Origin of the sequence: Rhodovulum imhoffii (assembly GCF_003046545.1) — a bacterium.
Classification (GTDB): Bacteria; Pseudomonadota; Alphaproteobacteria; order Rhodobacterales; family Rhodobacteraceae; genus Rhodovulum; species Rhodovulum imhoffii.
In genome coordinates this window covers 42580-59550 of the sequence record NZ_QAAA01000006.1, presented here as the reverse complement: position 1 = coordinate 59550, position 16971 = coordinate 42580, and the positions used below count along the sequence as shown (strand labels likewise).

The window sequence follows — 16971 nt, the reverse complement described above, 5'->3', positions numbered from 1 at the left end:
GGCTTTGACAGGCGGCAGGTGCGGGGGCAGTCTGAGGGTGTCATCCACATTGGGAGGGAGTCGATATGACCCTGCGCATTCTTTCCGCGGCCGCGACCGTGGCGCTGCTGGCCGGTGCTGCCCAGGCCGACTATTCGCTGACAATTCTGCACACCAACGATTTTCACGCCCGGTTCGAGCCGATTTCCAAATACGATTCCGGGTGTTCGCAAGAGGACAACGCCGCCGGCATGTGCTTTGGGGGGTCCGCGCGGCTGGTCTCCGCGCTGGAAGAGGCGAAGGCGCGTGCGGGTACTTACATTCTTGTCGACGGGGGCGATCAGTTTCAGGGCACACTGTTCTATACCTACTACAAAGGCAAGGTCGCGGCGGAGATGATGAACCGGATGGGCTATGACGCGATGACTGTGGGCAACCACGAATTCGACGATGGCCCCGAGGTTTTGCGCGGCTTCGTGGATGCGGTGGATTTTCCGATCCTGATGTCGAACGCCGACATTTCGGGGGAGCCGTTTTTGCGCGATGCGATCCGCAAATCGGTTGTGATCGAACGCGGTGGTGAAAGGCTTGGCCTGATCGGGTTGACCCCGCAGGACACAGACGAACTGGCCAGCCCGGGTCCGAATGTCGTCTTCACCGATCCCGCCGGGGCGGTGCAGGCCGAGGTGGACAAGCTGACCGCCGAAGGAGTCACCAAGATCATCGTGCTCAGCCACTCCGGTTACGCGATGGACAAGCGTCTTGCCGCCCAGACCACCGGGGTGGATGTGATCGTGGGTGGGCATACCAACACCTACCTGTCGAACGTCGCCGATGGGGCCGAGGGGCCTTACCCGACCATGGTGGGCGATACGGCTATCGTGCAGGCCTATGCCTACGGCAAGTTTCTGGGTGAGTTGACCGTCACGTTCGATGGCGGGGGCAAGGTTATCGCCGCTACCGGAGAGCCGCTGATCATGGATGCCGCGGTGGCCGAAGATGCGCCGACCAAGGCCCGCATCGCGGAGCTTGCCGTCCCGCTGGAGGAAATTCGCCAGAAAGTCGTGGCCGAAGCCGCCGCGCCGATCGAGGGCAGCCGTGAAATTTGCCGCACGCAGGAATGCCCGATGGGAAATCTGGTGGCCGATGCCATGTTGGACCGTGTGCGCGCGCAGGGTATTCAGATTGCGATTCAGAATGGTGGCGGTCTGCGGGCTTCGATCGACGCAGGGCCCGTTACCATGGGGGAGGTGCTGACGGTGTTGCCGTTCCAGAACACGCTCTCGACCTTTCAGGTCAGCGGGCAGACGGTGCTGGATGCACTGGAAAACGGGTTCGGTCAGGTTGAGGAAGGTGCCGGCCGCTTCCCGCAGGTCGCCGGCCTGAAGGTCGTGTGGAACCCCGCCGCCGGGCCGGGCGCCCGCGTGGTCGGGGTTCAGGTGGCCGAGGGGGACGGTTTCGTGCCGTTGGACCCGGCTGCGACCTACGGGGTGGTTTCCAACAATTACGTCCGCAATGGGGGCGATGGCTACAAGATGTTCGTAGAGGCCGAAAACGTTTACGATTTCGGCCCGGATCTTGCGGATGTAATGGCGGCGTATCTGGCCGCCGGAGAGTCTTACAAGCCCTTCACGGGCGGGCGTATCACCGCACGGTAGGCGGCAATGCGCAGGGGCGCGCGCGTGCTGCCCCGCTGTATAGCAATGGCCCGGTGAGGGTAATGGCGTGGCTGTATTCGGCTGCGCCGCCGGGCCGGACCTGATCTGACACCTTTGGGGCTTGCGGACCCCGGCCCTTGCCTTTTATACGGAGGGGGCGGCGGGTATGGTGAAATGGTATCACACGAGCCTTCCAAGCTCTTGGTGCGGGTTCGATTCCCGCTACCCGCTCCAGTCTCTTCTTGTCCGGCTGTTGTATCTGCGTCTTGTTGCCGCGTCGTGCAGCGCGTAAAGACGGGCGAACAGCGAGGAGACCCGGCATGCCGCCAAAACAACGTCACGAGGAAGAGCGTGAAAAATCCCGCCGGATCGGAGCGTTGCGCGCGCTTGTCCCGTTTGTTGCGCCCTATCGTGGCCTGGTATTCGCCGCGCTGACCGCGCTGGTGCTGACGGCTGGTGTTTCGCTGATCCTGCCGATGGCCGTACGCCGTGTGGTCGATGCCTTCGAGACCGAGGCCGTCACCTTGCTGGACGCCTATTTCGCGGCGGCATTGGGGATTGCCGGTCTTTTGGCGCTGGGAACCGCGCTGCGCTATTATCTCGTTACCCGGCTGGGGGAGCGTGTCGTGGCAGACATTCGTACCGCCGTGTTCGACCGCATGATCGGCATGAGCCCCGCCTTCTATGAGCGTGTCATGACCGGTGAGGTGCTGAGCCGGATTACCACCGACACCACGCTGATTCTTTCTGTCATCGGGTCGTCGGTGTCGATCGCGCTGCGCAATGCGCTGATCTTTGCCGGGGGGCTGGTACTGATGTTGCTGACCTCTGCCAAGCTGGCGGTGATGGTTCTGTTGCTGGTGCCCGCCGTGATCGTGCCGATCGTGGTTCTGGGGCGGCGGCTGCGGCGGTTGAGCCGTGAGAACCAGGACTGGATCGCAACGTCTTCGGGGAGTGCGTCGGAGGCACTTCTGTCGGTTCAGACTGTGCAGGCTTTCACCCATGAAGAGCAGAGCCGGGATCATTTCCGGGACGTGACGGAGAAGTCCTTTGTTGCCGCCCGTCGCCGTATCGGAACCCGTGCGGTGATGACGGTGATCGTGATCTTCCTTGTTTTCGCGGGTATCGTCGGCGTGCTGTGGATCGGTGCCCGCGATGTCCGTGCCGGCGACATGAGCGTGGGCGAACTCGTGCAGTTCGTGATCTATTCGGTCATGGTGGCCGGGGCGGTGGGGGCGCTGTCCGAGATTTGGGGCGAGTTGCAGCGCGCCGCCGGGGCGACCGAACGTCTGGCGGAACTGTTGCGCGCCAGAGACGATGTCTGCGATCCTTCTGTTCCGCGCCGTTTGCCCGATCCGGTGCGTGGCGAGATCCGGTTCGAGGATGTCTTGTTCCATTACCCTTCGCGCCCGGAGCAGGCAGCACTGAACGGGATCGCCCTGCATGTCAGGCCCGGAGAGACCGTGGCGCTGGTCGGTCCGTCCGGGGCGGGAAAAACCACGATCGTTCAACTTCTCCTGCGCTTTTACGACCCGACACAGGGAACGATCCGTCTGGATGGGGTGGATCTGCGCGAGATTGCGCGTGCGGAGTTGCGCAAGCAGATCGCATTGGTGCCGCAGGATCCGGTGATTTTTGCGGAAACCGCATGTGAAAACATCCGTTTCGGCCGCCCCGGAGCCTCCGATGCGGAGGTCGAGGCCGCTGCCCGCGCCGCCGCCGCCCATGATTTCCTGGTCGCGTTGCCCAAAGGCTATGACACCTATGTGGGCGAGCGGGGTATCATGTTGTCGGGGGGGCAGAAACAGCGCATCGCCATCGCCCGCGCCATCCTGCGCGATGCCCCCGTGTTGCTTTTGGATGAGGCAACTTCCGCTCTGGATGCGGAATCGGAACGGGCCGTACAGCACGCCGTGGACGAGATGGCTGCGACGCGGACGACGATCATCGTTGCGCATCGTTTGGCCACGGTCAAGAAAGCCGACCGGATATTGGTGTTCGACCAGGGTCGTATCGTGGCCGAAGGGACCCATGATGCGCTGGTGGCCGAGGGCGGACTCTACGCCCGCCTTGCGCGGTTGCAATTTACCGACGGGGTCGGGTCTGCGGCCTGATTTGACTTTTCATTCGACCAGTTCCAGCGCATCTTGCGCGCATCGAAGAATTTTTTCTGAAGGAGATCACGCATGGGTCTTTGGAAATTCGTCAAAGATGCCGGAAAGCGCCTGACCGGTCGCGCCGAGGCGGCCGAGGCACCGAGCGAGGATGCGTTGCGCAAGGAAATTGCCGACCTCGGCCTGGAGGCCGAGGGGCTGGAGATTGCTGTCGAGGGCGATACGGTCAAACTTTCGGGCAAACCTGCCAGCCAGGAAGCCAAGGAGAAGGTCATGCTGGCGGTTGGAAATATCGAAGGCGTGGCCGCCGTTTCCGATGAGGCCGGGGGCGACGATCCAGTGTTCCATACCGTCAAAAAGGGTGACACCCTTTGGGCGATTTCCGAAAAGGCGCTGGGCAGCGGTGCGCGCTACATGGAGATCTTCGAGGCCAACCGCCCGATGTTGAGCCACCCCGACAAGATCTACCCCGGACAGGTGCTGCGCATTCCGCAGGGTTAATGCCGCACCGCGCCCGCCCGGTTTGCTGACGCTGCGTTTTTCGTGGGCGTTCGGCTTGCGGCGGGCGCATTTTGCTTTCATCCTCGTCGCAGGGATGGCAGCCGGCCCATGGCCCTGCCGGGGAGGAAAAAAATGTCAAATTACCAATCCGTCGCCGATCGCGACGCTATCGAGGCTGAATCCGCGTGGGATGCACGGGATGTTCCGCCGACGCTTTACCGCTTCCTGTCCGAAACCCGGGCGCGCAACCCGAAGGGCGATGCGATCAGTTTTCAGCTCTTGTCCGGGCCGAAGGACCCGGCGGAGACCCTGACATGGGATCAGGTCCATCGGAAGGTTACGCAGGCTGCGAACCTGTTTCGCAAGCTGGGTGTGGGGCAACAGGACGTGGTGGCCTATGTCTTGCCCAATTGCAGCGAGACGGCGATCACCTTTCTGGGCGGCGCGGTCGCTGGTATCGTGAACCCGATCAACCCGTTGCTGGAGCCCGAGCAGATTGCCGCCATCCTGCGCGAGACCGGCGCCAAGGTGGTGGTGACGCTCAAGCCGTTTCCGAAAACCGACGTGGCCCAGAAGGTGGCCGAGGCGGTCAAGCACGCCCCCAGGGTTCACACCGTTCTGGAGGTGGATCTGTTACGCTACCTCACACCACCGAAAAAGTGGATCGTGCCGCTGATCCGCCCCAAGAAGCCCGTGGGGCATCACGCGGATATTTTGTGTTTCAATCGTGAACTGGCCAGGCAGCCCGCCGACCGCCTGGCCTTCGACGACCCGCCGCGCGACCGTGTGGCCGCTTATTTCCATACCGGGGGCACCACGGGGATGCCCAAGGTTGCCCAGCACAAGTATTCGGGCATGATCTATAATGGCTGGCTGGGGCATCGGCTGCTGTTTACTCATGAAGACACGCTGATCTGCCCGCTGCCGCTGTTTCACGTATTCGCCGCTTACCCGGTCTTGATGTCGGTGATCGCGGCAGGGGCGCATATGGTCATGCCAACCCCGGCGGGCTATCGGGGAGAGGGCGTCTTCGACAATTTCTGGAAGTTGATCGAACGCTGGAAGGTGACCTTCGTGATCACCGTTCCAACGGCGATCTCGGCGCTGATGCAGCGCAAGGTTGATGCCGATGTCTCGACCTTGCGCTATGCGTTCTCCGGGTCCGCCGCGCTGCCGGTGGAGCTTTACAACCGCTTCGAGAAAGCCACCGGCGTGACAATCTGCGAAGGTTACGGACTGACAGAGGCGACGTGCCTTGTTTCCATCAACCCGCCGGATGGGCCCAAGAAGATCGGCTCGGTCGGGATTCCGTTCCCCTATACTCATGTGCGCATCCTTCACTGCAATGCCGACGGTGAGATCGATCGTGAATGCGAAGTGGACGAGGTCGGGGAGATCTGCATCGCCAATCCCGGCGTTTTCGAAGGCTCAACCTATACCGAGGACGCGAAGAATCTCGGCCTTTTCGCGGAGGAGCGATTCCTGCGCACGGGGGATCTGGGGCGGCTTGATTCAGAGGGGTATCTTTATATCACCGGCCGGGCGAAAGACCTGATCATCCGCGGAGGGCATAACATCGATCCCGCCGAGATCGAAGAGGCGCTGTCCGGCCATCCGGAGGTCGCCTTCGTCGGTGCGATCGGCCAGCCCGACAGTTTCGCGGGGGAACTGCCCTGCGCCTATGTCGAGCTTGTCGACGGGGCAAGCGTCAGCAGCGAGGCGTTGCTGGAATACGCGAAGGTGCATATCCACGAACGTGCCGCAATACCGAAATATGTCGAGATTCTCGACGAACTTCCCAAGACGGCGGTGGGCAAGGTCTTCAAGCCGGACCTGCGCAAGCGTGCCATCTCCCGGGTCTATGACGCGGCCCTGAAGGACGCGGGCCTGGCAGTGCGGGTCGGAAGCGTGGTCGAGGATCGCAAGCGCGGCCTTGTCGTACGTCTGAAGAAGACCGGGGCGGTCGAAGACGATGCCGTGACGCATCTTCTGGGCAATTTCACCCGGCCGTGGGAATGGGCGGACTGACCCCTCGTGCGCCCGGCTTTGGCCGGGCGCCGTAAAATGTAGCCTTGCATCCTTTTCAGGGGCTGTGAAACAACGCCGGCAAGGCAGGACAGCCCGAAAGGAAAGGACCGGCCATGACCCACAGGTTTTCCCTGCGTGTTTACTATGAAGATACCGACCTTGCCGGAATCGTTTATTACGCCAATTACCTGAAATTCATTGAACGGGCCCGAAGCGAATGGGTGCGCAGTATCGGGATCGACCAGGCCCGGATGAAGGCCGAGGACAACACCGTCTTCGTCGTCCGCCGGGTGGAGGCGGACTACCTGCGCTCTGCCCTGTTCGACGATGTGCTGGTGGTGGATACCTCCGTTTTTCTGGCCACGCCTGCCCGGCTGGTGCTGGATCAGATCGTGCGGCGGAAAGAGGAAAAGCTGTTTGTCGCCCGTGTCACACTGGTGGCTGTCGGAGCGGGGGGGCGGGCGGTAAGGCTGCCGGCGGAACTTCGCCGGATCGTGCCTGCCGGGGGCTGATGACGTGGTTGTGTTGGCAATGCGGCTTAAAAAACGCTAAAGTCCCGCGTAAACGGCCCAGAACGCCAACACACGAGCAGGACAATGGAAACCGAAACCCTTGCCATGGCGCAGGAGATTGACTTCTCCCTGCTGGCTCTTTTCGCGCGCGCCACGTTCACAGTCAAAATCGTCATGATCCTCCTGATCGCCGCGTCCTTCTGGGCCTGGGCGATCATCATCCAGAAACTCGTCACCTATCGTGCCGCCCGTACGGAGGCCGACCGGTTCGACGAGGCCTTCTGGTCCGGCGAGCCGCTGGACGAGCTTTTCGACAAGCTGGGGGCAGAGCCCGCCGGTGCATCGGAAAAGATATTTGCCGCCGGCATGGCCGAATGGCGGCGCAGCCACCGGCGCGACGGCGGCATGATCGCCGGTGTTTCCGCGCGGGTGGACCGGTCGATGGACGTTGCCATCGCGCGGGAGGCGGAGTCGCTCAATGGCGGGTTGGCGTTTCTGGCGACAGTGGGGTCCACCGCGCCGTTCATCGGGTTGTTCGGCACCGTCTGGGGCATCAAGCATGCGTTTGAACAGATCGCCCTGCAACAAAACACCAACCTTGCCGTTGTCGCCCCCGGTATCGCCGAGGCCCTTCTGGCCACCGCCCTGGGCCTTCTTGCGGCCATTCCCGCAGTGGTATTTTACAACAAGCTGACCGCCGACAGCGACCGGATCGTGGGCAACTACGAATCCTTCGCGGATGAGTTCTCCACCATTCTTTCGCGCCAGCTGGACGCCTGATCCATGGGCGCCACGCTTCCAACCGCACGGGGCAAGGGCGCGCGCCGGGGCAGGGCGCGCCGCAAGGCCCAGCCGATGGCGGAAATCAACGTCACGCCCTTCGTGGATGTGATGCTGGTGCTCTTGATCATCTTCATGGTGGCCGCGCCGCTCCTGACCGTGGGGGTGCCGGTGAACCTGCCGGAAACTGCCGCCACCGCCCTGCCCAGCGAGCAGGAGGAGCCCCTGACCGTGACGCTCACGGCAGAGGGGCTGCTGCTGTTGCAAACCACGGAAACGCCCGAGGCGGATCTGATCCCCAGGCTGCGCGCCATCATGGCCGAGCGTGCAGATGACAAGGTGTATATCCGCGCCGACGGCGCCATCGCCTATGAACGTGTCGTGCAGGTCATGGGGGCGCTCAACGCCGCAGGTTTCAACCGCATCGCCCTGGTGACCGAGACCGGCGGCCCGGACATGGATGGCGAACAGGCGCCAAGATGAAAACCGGCACCTATATCTCCGGTATCGGACATGGCGGGATCGTTCTGTGGGTGCTGCTGGCCGGGCTGTTCACTGCCCGTGCCCCCGCGCCGTTGGAGGTGGCCGACGTGACGCTGCTGTCCGGCGCGGAATTCGCCGCTTTATCGCCTGCGGCGGCCCCGCGCGCCGCGCAGGAAATCGAGGCCCCTGGGCCGCCCGCTCCGGCGGACCCGGCCCGCCCTCCCGCGTCCGGGACGCCCCCTGCGACGCCCTCCGAGACACCCCTTGTGTCTCCGCCTGCCGAAACGTCCCCTCCCGACCCGGTCCCGGACATGGCCGCGCTGTCCCCTGTGCCTCCGACACAGGTCGAGGACGCGGTGCCGGAGGTTGTGCCGCCCGATCCGCGTGCGGAGCCTGTACCGGAGCCGGGCGAGGCCGCGCCGCGGCCGGCCCCCCGCGTCGCCCCAGACCCCGCGCCGCCCGTGCCGCCCGAAGCCACCCCGGACCCGGACCGGCAGAGTGCAACCGCGCCCGTAGTTCAGCCCGAAGCGCAACCCGAAACCCCTGATACCACCGCCCCGCAGGAGGCCGCATCCCGGATCGTGACCGAGGCCGAGGAAACGCCACAGCCCGGCCTTGCGCCGCCGTCCTCGCGCCGCCCGAAAAGTCGTCCGGTGCGCGTGGCGGCTGTGTCTCCGGCCCAAACGCCCCCTGCCCCCGCCGCCCCGGATGCTGCCGGAGCGCAGGAGGCTCTGGCGGATGCGGTGGCCGCCGCCGTGGCCGAGGCCCTGACCGATCCCGGCGGGACCGGGGGGGCGGGCCTTGCCGCCTCTGGTCCGCCGTTGACGCGCGGGGAACAGGACGCTTTGCGTGTTGCCGTTTCGCGCTGCTGGAATGTCGGCGCGCTTTCGACCGAGGCGTTGCGCACGAAGGTCGTGGTGGCGGTGCGCCTAGATGAAACGGGCCGGCCGCTTGCGGAGACGATCCGCAAGGTATCCCATTCCGGAGGTTCCGAGGCCGTGGCACGGCAGACTTATGAAACCGCCCGCCGGGCGATCCTGCGCTGCGGCGTTGACGGGTTTGATCTGCCCCCCGAGAAATATTCGCAGTGGCGTGATATTGAGATGACATTCAACCCGGAGAACATGGGGATTCGGTAATGCTCCGTCTGATTTTACTTGTGCTGGGCCTTCTGGTGCCGCTGACCGTTCAGGCCCAGAACGGGCCATTGCGTATCATTATCGATGAGGGCGTGATCGAACCCTTGCCGTTCGCGTTGCCGCAATTCGTGGCCGAAGGCGGCGAGGCGGAAGATTACGCCCGCCGGATCAGTGAGGTCATTGCGGCGGACCTGACCGGGTCGGGTCTGTTCCGGGAAATTCCGCGCGATGCCTTTATCGCCCGTGTGACCAGTTTCGACAGTCCGGTCGAATATGCCGACTGGAGGGCGATCAACGCGCAGGCGCTGATTACGGGGGCGGTCGCGCTGTCGGGGGACAGGCTGGTGGTCAAGTTCCGTCTCTTCGATGTCTACGCCAATGCGCCGTTGGGGGATGGTCTGCAATTCGCGGCCTCAAGCGCCAGCTGGCGGCGGCTGGCCCACAAGGTGGCCGACCAGGTCTATGCGCGTATTACCGGGGAAGGGGGGTATTTCGACAGCCGCGTCGTGTTCGTGGCGCAGAGCGGGCCGAAAAACGACCGGCAGAAGCGGCTTGCGGTCATGGATTACGACGGTGCCAACCTGCGCTACCTGACGGACAGTTCCGCGCTGGTTCTGGCGCCACGGTTTTCACCCGAGGGCGCGCGGGTGATCTACACCAGCTACGAGACCGGTTTCCCGCGTATCAACCTTTTGGACGTGGCCTCCGTTCAGCGCCGTGCGCTGGAGGATCAACCCGGTTCGATGAGTTTTTCGCCCCGGTTCTCTCCGGACGGTCAACGGGTGATCTTCTCCCTCAGCGAGGGGGGGAATTCGGACCTTTACATGATGGATGTGGGCAGCGGCCGCAAGCAGCGTCTGACCACCGCGCCTTCGATCGAAACCGCCCCCAGTTTTTCACCCGACGGCCGGCAGATCGTGTTCGAGAGCGACCGTTCCGGCGGGCAGCAGTTGTACATCATGACCGCTTCGGGCGGGGAGCCGCGCCGCATCAGTTTCGGGGCCGGTCGCTACGGTACCCCGGTCTGGTCCCCGCGTGGCGACCTGATCGCCTTTACCAAGCAGAACAACGGGCGATTTCATATCGGCGTGATGCGCACCGATGGCTCGGGGGAGCGGTTGCTGACGGCATCGTTCCTGGACGAGGGGCCGACATGGTCCCCCAACGGCCGGGTCATCATGTTCACCCGTGAGACGTCCGGTGCCGGGGGCGCGCCCGCCCTTTATTCGGTGGATATCAGCGGGCGCAACCTGCGCCGCGTGCCGGTCGAGGGCGCGGCTTCCGACCCGTCGTGGTCACCGCTGTTGCCATAGGCGTGATTTCAAACTTGCCCCGTGGCTGATAGGATGCGGCCCGAGGCATGGGAACAACACAAGGACCTTATCCATGACACCCGTTTCAAGATCGCTTCTGCTGCTGGCCGTGCTTGGCGTGGCGGCCTGTACGTCGCCCGACCGTTTCGGGGGCGGCTATGGCTCTGACGGTTATGGCGACGCCGGGTACGGGAAGGATGCCGGAGCGGCTTCCAACCCGCGCTCACCGGCCTATTTCCAGCAGGTTGTGGGCGACCGGGTGTTGTTTATCGTCGATCAGAGCACCCTGACCGACACCGCGCGCGCCACGCTTGAGGGGCAGGCGCGCTGGCTTTCGGACAACCCTGAGTTCACCGCCATCATCGAGGGCCATGCCGATGAGCGCGGCACCCGCGAGTACAACGTGGCGCTTGGCGCCCGCCGGGCCAACGCGGTAGAGGAATTCCTGATTTCGCGCGGGGTGTCGCCCGCCCGGCTGAAGACGGTCAGCTACGGCAAGGAACGCCCGCTGGAAATCTGCTCGGAGGAATCCTGCTATGCCAGGAATCGCCGGGCGGTCACCGTGGTTGCCGCCGGTCTGGCGGGCTAGGTGCCATGCGGGCCCTTTTTCTTGCGGCACTGGTTGCGCTGCCCTCGGCAGGGGCGGCGCAGGACCGGACGCTGGCGGACATCCGGCAGGAAATGTCGGTGCTCTATGTCGAGGTTCAGCGGCTCAAGCGGGAACTTTCCACCACTGGCGCGCCGGAGGGCAGCACCGGGGGGGGCAGCGTTTTGCAGCGTATCGATGCGATCGAGCAGGAGCTTCAGCGTCTCACCGCCCGGACGGAGGAACTGGACTTTCGGATTCAGCAGGTTGTTTCGGACGGGACCAACCGCCTGGGCGATCTGGAATTCCGCCTGTGCGAACTGGAGCCGGATTGCGACATTGGTCAGTTGAAACAGGGCACCACGCTGGGAGGCGGAAAGATGCCGGATCCCGCGCCGCCCCCGGCTCCGCCGGGCGCCGAACTGGCGGTGGGAGAGCGTGACGATTTCGAGGCCGCCCGCGCCGCCCATCAGCAAGGGGAGCATCAGCGGGCGGCGGATCTCTTTGCCAAATTTCTTGAAACCTACCCCCAGGGACCGCTTTCGGGGGAGGCGAATTTCTTCCGGGGCGAAGCCCTGCGCGCGGCGGGCGATGTCGCGGAGGCGGCGAAGGCTTATCTTGCCAGTTACGCAGGTGCGCCGCAGGGGGAGCACGCTCCGCTGGCATTGGTGCGGCTGGGGGTGTCGCTGGGAGAGCTTGGCCAGACGCAGGAAGCCTGCCTGACCCTGGCCGAGGTGTCGGACCGCTATCCGGGATCCGGGGCCGAGGCTGAGGCCCGAATCGCCGCAAAGGGATATTCCTGCCAGTGACGGGGTTGGCCCAGACTGTCCGGGCGGCCCTTGGTCAGCCGCCTGCCCATCTTGGGGTGGCGGTTTCGGGGGGTGGGGACAGTCTCGCCCTGCTGCTTTTGCTGCGTGAGGCGACGCCGGAGACCCGGCTTCATGCCGTGACCGTAGATCACGACCTGCGCCCGGAATCCGCGGAGGAGGCCGCCTGTGTCGGCCGGATCTGCGCCGGGCTTGGGGTGGTTCACCGGGTGCTGCGATGGCAGGGCTGGGACGGTCAGGGAAACCTGCAAGATGCCGCCCGGCGTGCGCGCTATGGGTTGATCCGCGATTGGGCGCGCGGCACCGGGTTGACGGCTGTGGCGTTGGGGCACACGGCGGACGATCAGGCGGAGACCCTGTTGTTGCGGCTGGCCCGCGGGTCGGGGGTCGATGGGTTGTCGGCGATGGCGGCGCAGAGGGATCACGGGGGGCTGGCGTGGCTGCGCCCGATGCTGACCCTGCGCCGGGCGGATTTGCGCCTTTACCTGCAAGACAGGGGGCAGGTGTGGATCGACGACCCCTCCAACGAGGATGCGCGCTTCGACCGCGTTCGGGCACGCCGCCTGATGGAGGCCATGACCCCCCTCGGGCTGACTGCCGGAGGGCTGATTGCGACTGCGGGGCGAATGTCCATGGCGCGTGAGGCGCTGGACTGGCTGGCCGATCATGCCGCGCACGCCATGACCCCGGACCGGGGCGACGTGGTGGTGGACCTTGCCGCATTGTCGGGGTTTCCGCGCGAAACCCGTCTGCGCCTCCTGGCCGAGGGGCTTTGTTACGTATCGTCGGCGATTTACCGCCCGCGGTTCTCGGCGCTCGAGGCGGCGGACCGGTCCGTGACGGAGGGACGCGCGCACACTTTGCATGGTGTCTTGATGCGCCCGTGCAAGGCGGGGGTGCGCCTGATCCGTGAGTATAATGCGGTGCGGGAAGTGCGGGCCGTGCCGGGGCGGCTTTGGGATCGGCGCTGGCGGCTGAAAGGGCCGCCGGTTCAGGGGCTTGAGGTGCGCGCGCTGGGAGAGAGCGGGCTGGCCGTCTGCGAGGGGTGGCGTGAGACGGGTCTGCCGCGTGAAAGCCTTCTGGCCTCACCCGCGCTGTGGGCCGGGGGGCAACTGGTGGCCGCGCCGCTGGCGGGGCTGGAAAACGGCTGGCAGGCGGCTTTGGAACCCGTTGCGGGACTCCGTCTGGGGAAATCGCATTGAACCCCGGTGCCGTTCCCCTATCTTAGGGGGCACGGCCCGGCTTTGCCGGGCCCGGATATTCAAGGAGACACACGAGTGGGCAACGCGAGAAACATCGCCTTCTGGATCGTTCTGTTTCTGCTGATTCTGGCCTTGTTCAACCTGTTCAGCGGCGGGCAAAGCGCCATGTCGTCGCGCAGTATCAGCTATTCGGAATTCCTGCAGAGCGTCGACGAAGGCGAGGTGGCCAGCGTGACGCTGGACGGCGAGCGTGCGTTGATTACCGGCACGGACGGGTCCAGCTATACCACGGTCATGCCGCGCGGCGTGGACGTGACCGAACGGCTGATCGACAAGGACATCGCCGTCAAGGCGGAGCCGCAGGAACGAAACGGCCTGCTGGCCTATATCGGCACCATCCTGCCGTTCCTTATCCTGATCGGGATCTGGATCTTCCTCATGAACCGCATGCAGGGCGGCGGGCGCGGCGGTGCGATGGGGTTCGGCAAGTCCAAGGCCAAACTGCTGACGGAAAAGCACGGGCGCGTTACCTTCGATGACGTGGCGGGCATCGACGAGGCCAAGGAAGAGCTTGAGGAAATCGTGGAGTTTCTCCGCAACCCGCAGAAATTCAGCCGCCTTGGCGGGAAGATCCCCAAGGGCGCGCTTCTGGTCGGGCCTCCGGGGACGGGCAAGACGCTTCTGGCCCGCGCGATCGCGGGGGAGGCGGGCGTGCCCTTCTTCACCATCTCTGGGTCGGACTTCGTGGAGATGTTCGTCGGTGTCGGTGCCTCCCGCGTGCGCGACATGTTCGAACAGGCCAAGAAAAACGCCCCCTGCATCGTTTTCATCGACGAGATCGATGCGGTCGGCCGTTCCCGTGGCGTGGGCTATGGCGGTGGGAACGACGAGCGGGAGCAAACCCTGAACCAGCTTCTGGTGGAAATGGACGGCTTTGAGGCGAACGAGGGTATCATCATCGTTGCGGCAACGAACCGTCCCGACGTTCTGGACCCGGCGCTGCTGCGCCCGGGCCGGTTCGACCGCCAGGTGCAGGTGCCGAACCCCGATATCAAGGGGCGGGAAAAGATCCTTGGCGTCCATGCCCGCAAGGTGCCCCTGGGGCCCGATGTGGACCTGCGCATCATCGCGCGCGGGACGCCGGGTTTCTCGGGCGCGGACCTTGCCAATCTCGTCAACGAGGCGGCGCTGATGGCGGCCCGTGTGGGGCGGCGATTCGTGACCATGGAAGATTTCGAGAACGCCAAGGACAAGGTCATGATGGGGGCGGAGCGACGCTCCATGGTGATGAGCGAGGACGAAAAACAACTGACCGCCTATCACGAGGCCGGCCATGCCATCGTGGGGCTGAACGTGCCCCAGCATGACCCGGTTCATAAAGCGACCATCATTCCACGGGGGCGTGCGCTGGGCCTGGTGCTGAGCCTGCCGGAGCGTGACCAGCTTTCGGTCAGCTACACCAAGTACAAGTCCAAGATCGCCATGGCGATGGGCGGACGCGTTGCCGAGGAGATCAAGTTCGGCAGGGAAAACGTGACTTCGGGGGCGGCCAGCGACATTCAGCAGGCCTCGAGGATCGCCCGGGCAATGGTGACCCAGTTCGGATTTTCCGAGGAGTTGGGGTTCGTGGATTACGCGAATGAACAGCAATCCTACCTTGGCCCCTATGGCGGTGGCACGAACCATTCTGCCGCGACGCAGAAGGTCATAGACGACAAGGTGAGGGAGATCATCGACGAGGGTTATGAGACCGCCCGCCGTATCCTGACCGAGAAGCGGGAGGAGTGGGAGCGTCTGGCCCAGGGACTTTTGGAATACGAAACCCTCACCGGTGTCGAGATTGCGAAGGTCATCGCGGGGGAGCCGCTTAACCGTGGCGACGATGAGGACACCCCGCCAAAGAGCGGGAACGCCCCCTCTCTTACGGCCATTCCCAAGACAAAGCCCAGGGGGCGCCCCCCGGTCGATCCGGAACCCGAGCCCACCCCCTGATACCGATACCGCCGCGCGAATTGCGCGGCGGTTTCCGTTTGGCCGTAAGCGGCGTACGGGGCGTCGCATTAAGGTCTGTCCTTCGAGTCGGACTGGGCTATCACTTTTGCAAGCGTTGCCGGAGGAGAGGTGCCCATGGTCCGAACCGATATCGAGATTGCCCGTGCTGCCCGCAAACGCCCGATCCAGGAGATCGGGGCGAAACTGGGTATTCCGGCGGATGCGCTGATTCCCTACGGCAATGACAAGGCGAAGGTTTCCGCAGCTTTTACCGGATCGCTGGGGGGGCGGCCCGACGGCAAGCTGATCCTCGTGACGGCAGTCAACCCGACTCCGGCGGGCGAGGGCAAGACGACCACGACCGTGGGGCTTGGCGACGGGCTGGCGCGGCTGGGACATCGCGCGGTCATCTGTATCCGGGAGGCAAGCCTTGGTCCGTGTTTCGGGATGAAGGGCGGAGCCGCCGGCGGCGGGCTGGCGCAGATTGTCCCGATGGAAGAGATGAACCTGCACTTTACGGGGGATTTTCATGCCATCACCAGCGCCCACAACCTGCTGGCGGCGCTGATCGACAACCACATTTACTGGGGCAATGCGCTGGGGCTGGATTCGCGCCGTATCACGTGGCGGCGGGTGATGGACATGAATGACAGGGCGCTGCGGGATATCGTGTGCTCTCTGGGCGGGGTGGCCAACGGATTTCCGCGTCAGACGGGCTTTGACATCACCGTCGCATCGGAGGTCATGGCGATCTTGTGTCTGGCCAGTGACCTTGCGGATTTGCAGCGCCGGCTGGGGGCGATCATCGTGGGCTATACGTCGGATCGCAGGCCGGTTACCGCCCACGACCTTGGCGCGGATGGGGCGATGACTGTCCTGTTGAAGGATGCGTTCCAGCCCAATCTCGTGCAGACGCTGGAAAACACCCCGGCTTTCGTGCATGGCGGGCCGTTTGCCAATATCGCCCATGGGTGCAACTCCCTGATCGCCACGCGCACGGCGCTGAAGCTGGCCGATTACGTGGTGACGGAGGCCGGTTTCGGGGCCGATCTCGGGGCGGAGAAGTTCATGGACATCAAGTGCCGGATCGGCGGGCTTTCCCCCGATGGGGTGGTGCTGGTGGCGACGGTACGGGCACTGAAGATGAACGGTGGGGTCGGCCGTGCCGAACTTGGGGCTGAAGATGTCGCGGCGGTGCGGGCGGGCTGTGCAAATCTGGGCCGCCATATCGAGAATCTCCGTGGTTTTGGCGTGCCGGTTGTCGTGGCAATCAACCATTTTGACGGCGATACCGAAGCCGAAATCGAAGCTGTGCGTGCCTATGCGGCACAATACGGGGTAGAGGCGATCCCCTGTACCCATTGGGCCGAGGGCGGCGCGGGGACACAGGCGCTGGCCCGCAGGGTCGTGGACCTGGCCGGAGAGTCGGCGGCGTTCTCTCCGCTTTATCCCGATGAGGTGCCGCTGTTTGGGAAAATCGAAACGATTGCCCGCCGGATCTACCGCGCGGAGGAGGTGCTGGCCGACGCCCGCATTCGGGCCCGGTTGCAGCAGTGGGAGGAGGAAGGGTTCGGTCACCTGCCGGTGTGCATGGCCAAAACGCAATATTCCTTTTCTGCCGATCCGAATTTGCGTGGCGCCCCGGAGGGGCACTCGGTTCCGATCCGCGAAGTGCGGCTTTGTGCGGGGGCTGGGTTCGTCGTGGCGATCTGCGGTGAGATCATGACGATGCCGGGCCTGCCCAGCCAGCCTGCGGCGCAGGCGATCGGGGTGAATGAGGACGGCCAGGTGGACGGGTTGTTCTAGCCCCGTTGCAGCCCGCGCCTGCGCGCGCTATGCCAGCCCCAAGCCAGAACA

General features: G+C 64.5%; 14 protein-coding genes and 1 tRNA gene. All 15 read left to right on the top strand.

Annotated features, from left to right (window positions below; genetic code table 11):
* Positions 1-65 precede the first annotated feature (65 nt).
* The 15 genes from C8N32_RS06605 to C8N32_RS06535 all read left to right on the top strand — a co-directional run bounded on the left by C8N32_RS06605 (position 66) and on the right by C8N32_RS06535 (position 16920).
* Positions 66-1637 carry a bifunctional metallophosphatase/5'-nucleotidase gene (locus tag C8N32_RS06605; protein WP_107891699.1) on the top strand — a complete coding sequence of 524 codons (1572 nt, stop codon included), beginning with the start codon at positions 66-68 and terminating at the stop codon, positions 1635-1637.
* 160 nt (positions 1638-1797) lie between these two features.
* A tRNA-Gly gene (locus tag C8N32_RS06600) sits at positions 1798-1871 on the top strand.
* An 86-nt stretch (positions 1872-1957) separates the two neighbouring features.
* Positions 1958-3751, top strand: coding sequence for an ABC transporter transmembrane domain-containing protein (locus tag C8N32_RS06595; RefSeq protein WP_170106748.1), 1794 nt, complete (start codon positions 1958-1960; stop codon positions 3749-3751).
* A gap of 72 nt (positions 3752-3823) precedes the next feature.
* On the top strand, positions 3824-4252 hold the full coding sequence (gene lysM / locus C8N32_RS06590; RefSeq protein ID WP_107891698.1) for a peptidoglycan-binding protein LysM: 429 nt from the start codon (positions 3824-3826) through the stop codon (positions 4250-4252).
* A 132-nt stretch (positions 4253-4384) separates the two neighbouring features.
* On the top strand, positions 4385-6280 hold the full coding sequence (locus C8N32_RS06585) for an acyl-CoA synthetase (protein WP_107891697.1): 1896 nt from the start codon (positions 4385-4387) through the stop codon (positions 6278-6280).
* A gap of 113 nt (positions 6281-6393) precedes the next feature.
* A complete protein-coding gene (ybgC, locus tag C8N32_RS06580; protein WP_107891696.1) occupies positions 6394-6792 on the top strand; it encodes a tol-pal system-associated acyl-CoA thioesterase in 399 nt (132 codons plus the stop codon).
* An 84-nt stretch (positions 6793-6876) separates the two neighbouring features.
* A complete protein-coding gene (tolQ, locus tag C8N32_RS06575; RefSeq protein ID WP_107891695.1) occupies positions 6877-7572 on the top strand; it encodes a protein TolQ in 696 nt (231 codons plus the stop codon).
* A 3-nt stretch (positions 7573-7575) separates the two neighbouring features.
* Positions 7576-8055 (top strand): protein TolR, encoded by a 480-nt coding sequence (gene tolR, locus C8N32_RS06570; protein ID WP_107891694.1) that lies wholly within the window; start codon positions 7576-7578, stop codon positions 8053-8055.
* Entirely contained in the window at positions 8052-9194 is a 1143-nt protein-coding gene (locus tag C8N32_RS14945; protein WP_170106747.1) for an energy transducer TonB, read from the top strand. Before tolR ends, C8N32_RS14945 begins: the two co-directional genes overlap by 4 nt.
* Positions 9194-10507, top strand: a complete 1314-nt coding sequence (gene tolB, locus C8N32_RS06560) for a Tol-Pal system beta propeller repeat protein TolB (RefSeq protein WP_107891693.1) — start codon at positions 9194-9196, stop codon at positions 10505-10507. The genes C8N32_RS14945 and tolB overlap by 1 nt, the downstream gene beginning before the upstream one ends.
* Positions 10508-10580: 73 nt before the next feature.
* The gene (gene pal, locus C8N32_RS06555) at positions 10581-11096 is read left to right on the top strand and encodes a peptidoglycan-associated lipoprotein Pal (RefSeq protein WP_107891692.1); all 516 of its coding nucleotides are present in this window, start codon (positions 10581-10583) and stop codon (positions 11094-11096) included.
* A 5-nt stretch (positions 11097-11101) separates the two neighbouring features.
* A complete protein-coding gene (ybgF, locus tag C8N32_RS06550; protein ID WP_107891691.1) occupies positions 11102-11902 on the top strand; it encodes a tol-pal system protein YbgF in 801 nt (266 codons plus the stop codon).
* Positions 11899-13122 (top strand): tRNA lysidine(34) synthetase TilS, encoded by a 1224-nt coding sequence (gene tilS / locus C8N32_RS06545; protein ID WP_107891690.1) that lies wholly within the window; start codon positions 11899-11901, stop codon positions 13120-13122. Before ybgF ends, tilS begins: the two co-directional genes overlap by 4 nt.
* 75 nt (positions 13123-13197) lie before the next feature.
* Positions 13198-15114: an ATP-dependent zinc metalloprotease FtsH gene (gene ftsH / locus C8N32_RS06540; RefSeq protein ID WP_107891689.1), complete on the top strand. Its 1917-nt coding sequence runs from the start codon at positions 13198-13200 to the stop codon at positions 15112-15114.
* A 135-nt stretch (positions 15115-15249) separates the two neighbouring features.
* Complete coding sequence (locus C8N32_RS06535; protein ID WP_107891688.1) at positions 15250-16920, top strand: formate--tetrahydrofolate ligase; 1671 nt, start codon at positions 15250-15252, stop codon at positions 16918-16920.
* Positions 16921-16971: the final 51 nt, after the last annotated feature.

What these genes read in the sequence shown, in the direction of transcription:
- C8N32_RS06605 (WP_107891699.1), top strand. Translation starts at nt 66, where the DNA reads ATGACCCTGCGCATTCTTTCCGCGGCCGCGACCGTGGCGCTGCTGGCC.
- C8N32_RS06595 (WP_170106748.1), top strand. Translation starts at nt 1,958, where the DNA reads ATGCCGCCAAAACAACGTCACGAGGAAGAGCGTGAAAAATCCCGCCGG.
- lysM (WP_107891698.1), top strand. Translation starts at nt 3,824, where the DNA reads ATGGGTCTTTGGAAATTCGTCAAAGATGCCGGAAAGCGCCTGACCGGT.
- C8N32_RS06585 (WP_107891697.1), top strand. Translation starts at nt 4,385, where the DNA reads ATGTCAAATTACCAATCCGTCGCCGATCGCGACGCTATCGAGGCTGAA.
- ybgC (WP_107891696.1), top strand. Translation starts at nt 6,394, where the DNA reads ATGACCCACAGGTTTTCCCTGCGTGTTTACTATGAAGATACCGACCTT.
- tolQ (WP_107891695.1), top strand. Translation starts at nt 6,877, where the DNA reads ATGGAAACCGAAACCCTTGCCATGGCGCAGGAGATTGACTTCTCCCTG.
- tolR (WP_107891694.1), top strand. Translation starts at nt 7,576, where the DNA reads ATGGGCGCCACGCTTCCAACCGCACGGGGCAAGGGCGCGCGCCGGGGC.
- C8N32_RS14945 (WP_170106747.1), top strand. Translation starts at nt 8,052, where the DNA reads ATGAAAACCGGCACCTATATCTCCGGTATCGGACATGGCGGGATCGTT.
- tolB (WP_107891693.1), top strand. Translation starts at nt 9,194, where the DNA reads ATGCTCCGTCTGATTTTACTTGTGCTGGGCCTTCTGGTGCCGCTGACC.
- pal (WP_107891692.1), top strand. Translation starts at nt 10,581, where the DNA reads ATGACACCCGTTTCAAGATCGCTTCTGCTGCTGGCCGTGCTTGGCGTG.
- ybgF (WP_107891691.1), top strand. Translation starts at nt 11,102, where the DNA reads ATGCGGGCCCTTTTTCTTGCGGCACTGGTTGCGCTGCCCTCGGCAGGG.
- C8N32_RS06535 (WP_107891688.1), top strand. Translation starts at nt 15,250, where the DNA reads ATGGTCCGAACCGATATCGAGATTGCCCGTGCTGCCCGCAAACGCCCG.